This is a genomic window from Catellatospora sp. NPDC049609 (assembly GCF_040675365.1).
GTDB lineage: Bacteria > Actinomycetota > Actinomycetes > Mycobacteriales > Micromonosporaceae > Catellatospora.
Map to the genome: position 1 here is coordinate 1 of NZ_JBFAOU010000260.1, position 8,094 is coordinate 8,094.

9 protein-coding genes are annotated in these 8,094 nt (G+C 72.7%); 7 read left to right on the forward strand and 2 right to left on the reverse strand.

Features of this window, described 5'->3' with window-relative positions:
- Nucleotides 1-52: 52 nt before the first annotated feature.
- A complete protein-coding gene (gene urtA / locus AB0J67_RS37410) occupies nucleotides 53-1,297 on the reverse strand; it encodes an urea ABC transporter substrate-binding protein (RefSeq protein ID WP_363489917.1) in 1,245 nt (414 codons plus the stop codon).
- Nucleotides 1,298-1,831: 534 nt separating this feature from the next.
- Here urtA and AB0J67_RS37415 point away from each other — a divergent pair.
- The 4 genes from AB0J67_RS37415 (at nucleotide 1,832) to AB0J67_RS37430 (ending at nucleotide 5,929) form a co-directional block, all read left to right on the forward strand.
- Nucleotides 1,832-3,151 (forward strand): sensor histidine kinase, encoded by a 1,320-nt coding sequence (locus tag AB0J67_RS37415; protein ID WP_363489933.1) that lies wholly within the window; start codon nucleotides 1,832-1,834, stop codon nucleotides 3,149-3,151.
- Nucleotides 3,148-3,864 (forward strand): response regulator transcription factor, encoded by a 717-nt coding sequence (locus AB0J67_RS37420; protein WP_363489919.1) that lies wholly within the window; start codon nucleotides 3,148-3,150, stop codon nucleotides 3,862-3,864. The genes AB0J67_RS37415 and AB0J67_RS37420 overlap by 4 nt, the downstream gene beginning before the upstream one ends.
- 83 nt (nucleotides 3,865-3,947) lie before the next feature.
- Nucleotides 3,948-4,841 carry an ATP-binding cassette domain-containing protein gene (locus tag AB0J67_RS37425; protein WP_363489921.1) on the forward strand — a complete coding sequence of 298 codons (894 nt, stop codon included), beginning with the start codon at nucleotides 3,948-3,950 and terminating at the stop codon, nucleotides 4,839-4,841.
- Nucleotides 4,838-5,929 carry an ABC transporter permease gene (locus tag AB0J67_RS37430; RefSeq protein ID WP_363489923.1) on the forward strand — a complete coding sequence of 364 codons (1,092 nt, stop codon included), beginning with the start codon at nucleotides 4,838-4,840 and terminating at the stop codon, nucleotides 5,927-5,929. Before AB0J67_RS37425 ends, AB0J67_RS37430 begins: the two co-directional genes overlap by 4 nt.
- Nucleotides 5,930-5,974: 45 nt before the next feature.
- Here AB0J67_RS37430 and AB0J67_RS37435 read toward each other — a convergent pair whose 3' ends face one another.
- The gene (locus tag AB0J67_RS37435; protein WP_363489925.1) at nucleotides 5,975-6,268 is read right to left on the reverse strand and encodes a hypothetical protein; all 294 of its coding nucleotides are present in this window, start codon (nucleotides 6,266-6,268) and stop codon (nucleotides 5,975-5,977) included.
- Between the two features lie 134 nt (nucleotides 6,269-6,402).
- Here AB0J67_RS37435 and AB0J67_RS37440 point away from each other — a divergent pair, with 134 nt between their 5' ends.
- The 3 genes from AB0J67_RS37440 to AB0J67_RS37450 all read left to right on the forward strand — a co-directional run.
- Complete coding sequence (locus AB0J67_RS37440; RefSeq protein WP_363489927.1) at nucleotides 6,403-6,678, forward strand: hypothetical protein; 276 nt, start codon at nucleotides 6,403-6,405, stop codon at nucleotides 6,676-6,678.
- 123 nt (nucleotides 6,679-6,801) lie between these two features.
- Nucleotides 6,802-7,362, forward strand: coding sequence for a hypothetical protein (locus tag AB0J67_RS37445; RefSeq protein ID WP_363489929.1), 561 nt, complete (start codon nucleotides 6,802-6,804; stop codon nucleotides 7,360-7,362).
- Nucleotides 7,363-7,517: 155 nt separating this feature from the next.
- A partial coding sequence (locus AB0J67_RS37450) for a hypothetical protein (protein ID WP_363489931.1) occupies nucleotides 7,518-8,094 on the forward strand: 577 nt, incomplete at its 3' end.

Here is an 8,094-nt window from a genome sequence, read left to right on the forward strand (position 1 = left end):
GCCGGCCCCCGGCGCGGCCCGGCCGCCCCCCCCCCCCACCGCCGCGGGCGGATCAGGAAAGGCCGGTCGCCCAGGCGTAGCCCTTGAGGTACGGGTCCGGCTTGACGGGGCCGCCGGAGTTCCACACCTCCGTGATCAGGCCGTCGTCGCCGATCTTGCCGATGCGCGCGGTCTTGTGGATGTGCTGCGTCGCGCCGTCGACGGTGACCAGGCCCTCGGGCGCCTCGAAGGTGACGCCGTCGGAGGCGCCCTTCACCTTCTCGACGTCGAACGCGCCGGCCTTCTCGACCATGGCCTTCCACAGGTAGACCGAGGTGTACGCGGCCTCCATCGGGTCGCTGGTCGGCTTGTCCGCGCCGAACTTGGCCTTGTACGCCTTGACGAACTTGTCGTTGGCGGCGCCGGGGGTGGTCTGGTAGTAGTTCCACGCCGTGAGCTGGCCGGCGAGGTACTGCGTACCGATGCTCTTGACCTCCTCCTCGGCGATGGACACCGACACCACCGGCATCCCGGTCGCGGTCAGGCCGGCCGACTTGTACTCCTTGAAGAAGGCCACGTTGCTGTCGCCGTTGAGGGTGTTGAACACCGCGTCGGCCTTGGCCGTCTTGACCTTGTTGACGATCGTGCCGAACTCGGTGCTGCCCAGCGGCGCGTAGTCCTCACCGAGCACCTTCAGGCCGTTGGCCTCGGCGTACGCCTTGATGATCTTATTGGCGGTACGGGGGAACACGTAGTCGCTGCCGACCAGGTAGACGCTCTTCTTGCCCTGCGCCTTGAGGTAGTCCAGGCCGGGCACGATCTGCTGGTTGGTGGTCGCGCCGGTGTAGAAGATGTACGGCGACTGCTCCAGGCCCTCGTACTGCACGGGGTAGAACAGCAGCGCCTTGTTCTCCTCGAAGACCGGCTTCACGGCCTTGCGGCTGGCCGAGGTCCAGCAGCCGAAGACGGCGGCGACCCGGTCCACTTTGATCAGCTTCTCGGCCTTCTCGGCGAAGGTGGGCCAGTCGGAGGCGCCGTCCTCGCTGATCGGCTCGATCTTCTTGCCGAGCACGCCCCCCGCGGCGTTGATCTCCTCCACGGCCAGCAGGATGGCGTCGCGTACGGTGACCTCACTGATGGCCATGGTGCCCGACAGCGAGTTGAGCAGGCCCACCTTGACGGTGTCGCCCGAGGTGTCGGCGGTGACGCCGCCGGCGGTGTCGTTCTCGCCGGTCTTGGCGCCGCAGGCGCTGAGCGCCAGCGCGGCGGCCAGGGCGATGCCGGCCGCGGCGAGGCGGCGTCGGGGGAATTCGAGCATGTTGGGGAATCTCCCTGCTTCGGCGGAGCACGGGTCAAAGGGGGAAGCACCGGGGGGCGGGAGACGTCGGCGTCCTCGGCGTGCGAGCCGGCCCGGGGCGGTGCGTGACAGGCGATCCGAAACGAGTGCCGGCAGCGCGCAGCGGACTCCCCGCCCGGTTGTGCCGGCCTTGGGGGCGACCGCCTGAATGCCAGGCATCCAAAGAGTCGTCGAGCGCTATTACAGAGCTGTTTCGTCGCCGTTGATATGACGTATCCACCGTTGTGAAATATCTGCTCTGAGCTGCTAAGACAACAAAAGCCGACGCCGGTGCGAACCGCATCGTGTGCGGCTCGGAGGCGTCGGCTCGGAGCTATTGCGACAGTAATCGTGGCACCCCCGCAGGGCGGGGATGCTTCACACACGAAGTATCTTGACCGTCCCGACCGGTGTCAAGAGCGGGGTCTGCGCGGCGGCGCCCGGCGAGCAGCGGCGTAGCCCGGCCGCGCGTATTGGCGCACCCCGGCGCGCATGTGAAAAGGTCGCGGCATGACCATGGGGAGCGGCGACGACGGCTGGGCGCGGCCCGGCCCGACGGTCGAGCAGCGGCGCACCGACCTGCTCGTCGGGGTGGGGGTGACGGCGATGGCGCTGTTCAACCTCACGCTGGCCAACAGCGCCGGGATGACCTTCGGCCCGCCGCCCAGCCTGCCCGAGCAGGTCCTCTGGACCGTCGCGGTGGCGGCGCCGCTGGCGGTGCGCCGCCGCCTGCCGCTCACGGTGGCGCTCGTGATCTCCGTGGCGTTCGTCGCCGCGCAGTTCCGCGCCGCGCCCGAGCAGCAGGTCACCTCGGGCGTGCTGTTCTGCGCGATCTACACGGCCGGGGCGTGGGGGCGCGACCACCGGCGCTCGCGGCAGGTGCGGGCCGGCATCGTCGCGGCGATGTTCGTCTGGCTGCTGATCTCGTGCTGGATGTCGCTGGACTCGATCCCGCCCGACGCGTTCGCCGACGCGCGCGGCCCGGTGCCGCCGCTGGCGGCGGCGATCGTCAACGCGGTGCTGATCAACATCCTGATCTTCGGGTTCGCGTACTTCTTCGGCGAGACGGCCTGGGTCGCCGCGCGGCGGCAGCACCAGCTCGAGGTGCAGGCCGAGGAGCTGCGCCGGTCCCGCGACGAGGCCAGCGAGCGCGCGGTGATGGGCGAGCGGCTGCGCATCGCCCGCGAGCTGCACGACGTGGTCGCCCACCACGTGTCGGTGATGGGCGTGCAGGCCGCGGCGAGCCGCCGGGTGATGGACAAGGACCCGGCGCGGGCGCGCACCGCGCTGTCGGCGATCGAGCAGAGCGCCCGCACCGCCGTCGACGAGCTGCGTCGCATGCTCGCGCTGCTGCGCCGCGGCCCCGGCGCCGAGGAGGCGCCCGCCACGGTCGGCGTCGAGCGGGTGGAGAGCCTGCTGTCCGGGGCCCGCGAGGCCGGGCTGACGGTGCGGTTCGGCGTGTTCGGCGAGCCGGCGCCGCTGCCGGACTCGCTGTCGCAGGCGGCGTACCGCATCGTGCAGGAGTCGGTGACCAACACGCTCAAGCACGCCGGGGCGGCCACCCTCGACGTGCGGATCAGGTATCACGCGCAGGAGCTGGAGGTGGAGGCCACCGACGACGGCCGCGGCGGCCCGGTCCGCAGCGGGGGCGGCCTCGGGCTGATCGGCATGCGGGAGCGGGTCGCCCTGCACGACGGCACCCTGGAGGCCGGGCCCCGACCGCAGGGCGGCTTCCGGGTGCGCGCCCGGTTCCCGCTGCGCGCGCAGGCCGCGACGGCGGGCGAGCCGGTGCCGGGTGGGCTGCCCTCGGACCTGACCGCGGACGCGGCGGCGTGAGCGGGCAGCGCGAGGACGCCGCCGCCCTTCCGGACGCGCCGGAGCGGGCGGGCCCGATCCGCATCCTGCTCGCCGACGACCATCGCCTGGTGCGCACCGGGTTCCGGGTCATCCTGGAGACCGAGGACGACCTGGTCGTGGTCGGTGAGGCGGCCGACGGCGAGCAGGCCGTGGTGCTGGCCGGGCAGACCGCGCCGGACGTGGTGCTGATGGACGTGGAGATGCCGGGCATGGACGGGCTGGAGGCGACCCGGCGGATCACCGCGTCCGGCGGGGGCCCGGCGGTGCTGATCCTGACCACGTTCGACCGCGACGACTACCTGTTCGCCGCGCTGCAGGCCGGGGCCAGCGGGTTCCTGCTCAAGAACGGCACGCCGGAGACGCTGATCGAGGCGGTGCGGGTGCTGGCGCGCGGCGACGCGCTGCTGGCGCCGGAGATCACCCGCCGGGTGATCGCCAAGTTCGCGCGTCCCGCGGCCGTGCCGTCGGCCGGGCCTGCCGGTGAGCTCAAGGAGCTGACCCCGCGCGAGCACGAGGTGCTGGTGCTGCTGGCGGGCGGGGCGACCAACGCCGAGATCGCCGCCCGGCTGTTCCTCGGCGAGACGACGGTCAAGACGCACGTGAGCCGGGTCCTGGCCAAGCTGCGGCTGCGCGATCGCACCCAGGCCGTGGTGTACGCGTACGAGCACGGCGTGGTCACCCCCGGCGGATGACGCGGGGTCCTCCGCGCGGAGGACCCGAAGTTCGATCACCGGGCGGACGGCAGGCCGCCCGGCGGCGCTTAACCTTCGGACCCATGACGAAAGTGCTTCGCCTCGACGGCGTCAGCCGGCGCTTCGGCGACCGGCAGGTGCTCGACGAGGTCTCCTTCGACGTCGCCGAGGGACGGATGACCGGGTTCGTCGGCGCCAACGGCGCCGGCAAGACCACCTCGATGCGCATCATCATGGGCGTGCTCGCCCCGGATGGGGGCGAGGTGACCTGGCAGGGGGCCCGGCTGACCCGGGCCGACCGCCGTCGCATCGGCTACATGCCGGAGGAGCGCGGCCTCTACCCGAAGATGTCCCTGCGCGACCAGCTCGACTACCTGGGCAGGCTGCACGGGCTGGGCCGCGACGCGGTGCGCCGCAACGCCGAGCACCTCATCGAGTGGCTCGGCCTCGGCGAGCGCGCGGGCGACCCGGTGGAGAACCTGTCGCTGGGCAACCAGCAGCGCGCCCAGATCGCCGCGGCGCTCATCCACGACCCGGACATCCTGGTGCTGGACGAGCCGTTCTCCGGCCTGGACCCGATCGCCGTGGACACCGTGGTCGACGTGCTGCGCGACCGCACCCGGCGCGGGGTGCCGGTGCTGTTCTCCAGCCACCAGCTCGACGTGGTCGAGCGGCTCTGCGACGACCTGGTCATCATCGCGGGCGGACGGATCCGCGCTGCGGGCAGCCGGGCGAGCCTGCGTGCCGACCACACGCTGCCCCGGTACGCGCTGACCGTCGACGGCGACGCGGGCTGGCTGCGCGACGAGCCGGGCGTCCGGCTGATCGACCTGGACGGCGCGCACGCGGTGTTCGACCTGGCACCGGACGCCGACGACCAGCGGGTGCTGGCCGCCGCGCTGGCCCGCGGGCCGGTGCGCGCGTTCGGCCCGGTCACCCCGTCCCTTGCCGAGATCTTCCGGGAGGTCGCCCAGTGAACACGTACGAGGCCGTCCGCATCGTGGCCGCCCGGGAGATCCGGGTGAAGCTGCGCGACAAGGCGTTCCTGTTCGGGACGCTGTTCTTCCTGCTGTTCGCGGTGGCGGGCACGGCGCTGCCGCCGCTGCTGGCGGGCGGTCCGTCGTCGGTCGCGGTGGTCGGCCAGGCCCCGGCCGCGCTGACCGCCGCCGGGTTGGACGTGCGCCCCGTCGCCGATGAGGCCGCCGCCCGCGCGCAGGTGCGCGCCGGAGACGTCGACGCGGCGCTGCTGACCGACGGCACGCTCGTCGCGATGACCGACGCGCCGGGCGACGTGGAGAACGCGCTGAGCACCCGGCCGACCGTCGAGCTGCTCGACCCGAGCGCGCTGGACCCGGTCCTGTCGTTCCTGGTGCCGCTGTTCTTCGCGGTGGTCTTCTTCTTCACCTCGCTGACCTTCGGCCTGCAGATCGCGCAGAGCGTCACCGAGGAGAAGCAGACCCGGGTGGTGGAGATCCTGGTCGCGTCGGTGCCGGTGCGGGTGCTGCTGACCGGCAAGGTGCTGGCCGGGGCGGTGCTGGCGATGGGCCAGATCGCGCTGATCGCGATCGTGGCGCTGGCCGGGATGCGGATCGCCGGCACCGGGAGCGAGCTGGTGTCGGCGCTGACCCCGGCGATCGGCTGGTTCCTGCCGTTCTTCGTGGTCGGGTTCGTGATGCTCGCCGCGCTGTGGGCGGCGGTCGGCGCGCTGGTCAACCGGCAGGAGGACATCAACGCGGCGTCGATGCCGGTGCAGCTGGCGGTGATGCTGCCGTTCTTCGCGGTGATGATGCTCGGCGACAACCCCACGGCGATGAAGGTGCTGTCGTACGTGCCGTTCTCGTCGCCGTCGGCGATGCCGGTGCGGCTGTTCCACGGCGACGCGGCCGCCTGGGAGCCGTTCGCGGCGCTGGGTGTGCTGGTCGTCGGTGCGGTGGTGACGCTCGCCGTCGGCGCGCGGATCTACGAGGGCTCGCTGCTGCGCACCAACGGGCGCACGTCGATGGCTGCGGCCTGGCGTGACCGGGAGGCCCGGCGGCTGGCCGAGCTGGACGCGCAGCAGGTGTGACCGAGCGCGACGGCGGGCGGCCCTTGCGGGTCGCCCGCCGCCGTGTCAGCGCAGCCGCTCGATGACGCGGCGCAGCTGCCCGGCGTACTCGTCGAGGAACTCGGGGGAGTCGGCGGCCCGCCCGGTGACCCGCCGCACGATCTGCGGCAGCAGCGTCGGCGCCATCGCCGCGGCGAACAGGGTGAGCAGCACATACGCCGGGTCGAGGTCGGCGGCCAGCTCCCCGGCGGCCTGGCGGCGGCGCACGTCGTCGACCATCGCCGCGAAGGCGATGTTCCGCACCGTGCTGCGCGCGGTGAACGCGCTCCCGCCCGCGCGCCGCCGGATGGCCGCGTCCATGGGCAGCTGATGCCGGTTCGGCCGGGGGTGTTGTGCCCCATTGGGCGAAAAGCGTTGACCGATAAGCGCATCCGAGCCCGGCTCGCGCTGGCAAATGTGGGGCTATGACGCGTTTGCTCGCTATGTTGACGTCTGTGCGGGAACGCGAGGGCGTGCTGATCCGGATGGTGATCCGTAACGAGGGGCGTACATACGTGCGCGTGACCTGGTTGCGGGGCCGTCCCGTCGCGCTGTCCCATTCCCGGGCAGGCCGCTCCTACCTCGCCGCCGTACGCGAGCTGCAGCTCGCGGCCGCCCGGCTGCGCGCGGCCGGGGCGTACCCCGGCGGCATGGCGCAGGTCGCCGCCTTCCGGGACGCCCGCGCGGCCTGGCTCGGCGTGCTGCTCACCCGCCACCGCCTGCAACGGTGACTCCCGGCCGAGGGCCGGCGAGTGCCGCGACCGGGGTGGGGCCGTAGCGGCAAGCCACGGCACGGCACGGGTTCACGTCCGCGCCGGGCGGCGGTCCGCGCGGTAGGGTCAACGCAAGATCAGATGGGGGACGACGTGCTCGACGTGGCGACCGTGGCGCCGCAGGCATCAGTCGACGGCGCCGTCGCGCGGCGCGGTCGCCGCCGCCTGCCGGCCGCGCTCGCCGTCGTCACCGCTCTCCTGCTGGGGACGTGGTTCGCCGTCTCCCGCAGCCGCGAGCCGCACGACCCCCGCGCCTACCCCGGCAGCCAGGCCCAGGATCTGCCCGGCACGCTGGACCGCTATCACCTGCAGCTGCCGGACTGCGCGCGGGCGACCGTGCGCTACCACCGCCACGCGCAGTGGGAGGCGGACTCGTTCTACCTGCACTTCACCGGCGACCGGCACTGCATGAACCAGTTCCTGCTGTTCAACGGGATGTTCCTGCGCGAGGACGCGGCCGACACCGCGGGTCTGCCGTTCGACGCGAGGACGACCGCCGGCTTCGGCTGGCCCCAGGACCCCGCCCGGCGGTACCGCACGTTCCGCCACCTGCGGGGCAAGGCGCCGCTGGTCGAGGCCCAGGTGGCGCTGCACGAGTCCGGTGACGACGCCGAGGTGTACCTGCTCGCCGGCATCATCTGACGGCGTCGTGCGCGCGGCGCTCGGCGGCAGCCACCGTGCGCGGTGACCGGTCTTCGGTGTAGATGAGCCACTGGATGGGAGCGTGCCCATTGATCTACGCTCATCGCTGCGCCTCTGCCCGGTGGCGCACACCCGTACCGAGACCGAGGTTCCCCATGACCGAGACGACAGCGGCCGAAGCGGCAGACGCCGTGACGGACACCGCCCCGCCGCAGGACACCACGCATCCGCAGCACACCGGCCGCTACGCCGGAGCCCGGCGCAACGGCCTCGCCGTCCTGACCGGCCTGCTCGCCGCCGCGATCATCCTCCGCGGACCGCAGGACATCGCCGGCCTAGACCAGTCGGTGCGGTGGGTGGTCGCCGTACTGCTCTTCGTGGCGTTCGCGCTGCTGGTCCGCGCCCTGCTCGCAGCCTCGCGCGCGGGTGCGCCCACCGGCGCCGGGGCGAGCGTCCGCCTCCAGGCCGCCGCAGGTCTGGCGCTGCTCGGCGTGGGCGTCCTCGTCGGCTGGCTCGCCCCGGCGCCCGCCGCGCTGATGCAGGTCACCTACGACCACGGCATCATCTGCGGCCAGGTGTCGCTGACCCCCGACGGCTACATCACCGTCGAGCCCGACCCCGGCCAGGCCGAGAACCGCATGACAACGCTGGTTCAGGTCGACCTGAGATCCGGAAACCGGATGCTGACGTGCTGGGTGGAGCCCAAGGTCAGAGTCGGTGACCGGATCACGC

Excerpts from the sequence above, each read along its gene's own strand:
- urtA (WP_363489917.1), bottom strand. The coding sequence starts at position 1,297 with ATGCTCGAATTCCCCCGACGCCGCCTCGCCGCGGCCGGCATCGCCCTG.
- AB0J67_RS37415 (WP_363489933.1), top strand. The coding sequence starts at position 1,832 with ATGGGGAGCGGCGACGACGGCTGGGCGCGGCCCGGCCCGACGGTCGAG.
- AB0J67_RS37425 (WP_363489921.1), top strand. The coding sequence starts at position 3,948 with ATGACGAAAGTGCTTCGCCTCGACGGCGTCAGCCGGCGCTTCGGCGAC.
- AB0J67_RS37435 (WP_363489925.1), bottom strand. The coding sequence starts at position 6,268 with ATGGACGCGGCCATCCGGCGGCGCGCGGGCGGGAGCGCGTTCACCGCG.
- AB0J67_RS37445 (WP_363489929.1), top strand. The coding sequence starts at position 6,802 with ATGGGGGACGACGTGCTCGACGTGGCGACCGTGGCGCCGCAGGCATCA.